Raw genomic sequence first — 1318 nt, 5'->3', positions numbered from 1 at the left:
TCCGCCAGCACCGTCGCGGAACCCACCGCGGCGGATGCAGCGGCCTCCGCCTGTCGCAGTGCCTGCGGCACGCCGCGCCCATCCGGTGCGACGGGTGGGACCGGTGGCGCGACGCCGGGCTCCGGCCAGGCCGATGGCGCGAGGACAGGTGGCGCGGGTCCGTCTTGCGCCGCGGCGCCATCGGCGGCGCGTCGGAGTGGCAGCCCGGGGACACCGGCATCGGGCGGCGCCTCGCGCGACGCGCCGCCCTGCGCGAGGGGTACCCCGAGGCTGGCGCTGATCGCGCCGACCAGGATCGGCGCCTTGGCCGGCATCTGGTTCGGCAGGTTGCGGACCGTCGCCCTGAGATTCCGCAGCGCCTGGTCCGAGAGCAGACTGCCTTCGACCGGCCCGTGGTCCCGCTCCGTGGTCATGGACCGCTCAGCGTTCCCGGAAGGCGGTGGAGGTCGCGCCGTAGAGCGGCTTGAGCAGGTATTGCAGCACGCTCTTGCGTCCCGTCGTGATCTCGGCCGACACGGTCATGCCGGGTGCGAGGCGCGCAAGATCCGGGTTGCGGCCGACATGTGCCTGCGACAGCGCGATGCGCACCCGCCAGTGGGGCTGCTTGTGCTCGTCGAGGAAGGTGCCGGCGGAGATGCGCTCCACATGGCCATCGATCGTGCCGAAGCGCGAGAAGTCGAAGGCCTGCACCTTCACCGTCACCGGCTGCCCGGGCGCGACGAAGCCGATGTCGCGCGGGCCGATGCGCGCTTCCACCACCAGCGCTGCATCGGCGGGCAGGATCTCCGCAGCAAGCGTGCCGGGGGCCAGCACGGTCCCAGGCCTGGTCACCACGAGCCCGCGCACGATGCCGGCGCCCGGCGCGCGCAGCAGCACGCGCTCCGCCCTGTCCTCCAGGCGGATGATGGCGGCTTCGGTCTCCGCGATCTCCTGCGCGACCCGCGCTGCCTCGCTCCGTGCCTCGTCCAGCGCGGCGAAGTCCAGTTCCGCCAGCCGCGCCTCGGCCTCGGACAGGCTGCGGGCGGCGGTGGCGGCCTGGCCGGCGACGCGCTCCTGCTCGGCCTCTGCGCCCAACAGCAGCCGGCTCGCCTCCAGGACCGCGATGCGTGTCGTGAGGCCGTCGCGCGCCAGCGCCTGCCGCGTCGCCAGCTCGTCGCGGAACATGGCGACCTGCCGCTCCAGCGCGGTTGCATGCGCGGCGAGTGTCGCGAGCTCGCCGCGCCGCTGGGCCACCTGCTCGGCCACGGTCAGGCGCCGGGCGGCCTGGGCCGCCAGGCGGGCCTCCAGTGCGGCCCGCTGCGGACCCAGCAACGCGTCG

At 74.8% G+C, this 1318-nt stretch carries 1 protein-coding gene and 1 pseudogene; both read right to left on the bottom strand.

Translation table 11 applies throughout. The annotated features are described in order from the left end of the window. Positions 1 to 413 (bottom strand): annotated as a pseudogene (locus OZN99_RS31780) (hypothetical protein); the annotation flags it as partial. 7 nt (positions 414 to 420) lie between these two features. Further along, a partial coding sequence (locus OZN99_RS31775; RefSeq protein ID WP_270939181.1) for an HlyD family type I secretion periplasmic adaptor subunit occupies positions 421 to 1318 on the bottom strand: 898 nt, incomplete at its 5' end.

The organism is Falsiroseomonas oryzae (genome assembly GCF_027856955.1).
GTDB classification, from domain to species: Bacteria; Pseudomonadota; Alphaproteobacteria; order Acetobacterales; family Acetobacteraceae; genus Falsiroseomonas; species Falsiroseomonas oryzae.
Note: the sequence above shows the minus strand (reverse complement) of the source record. Positions and strands in the feature narration are given on the sequence as shown.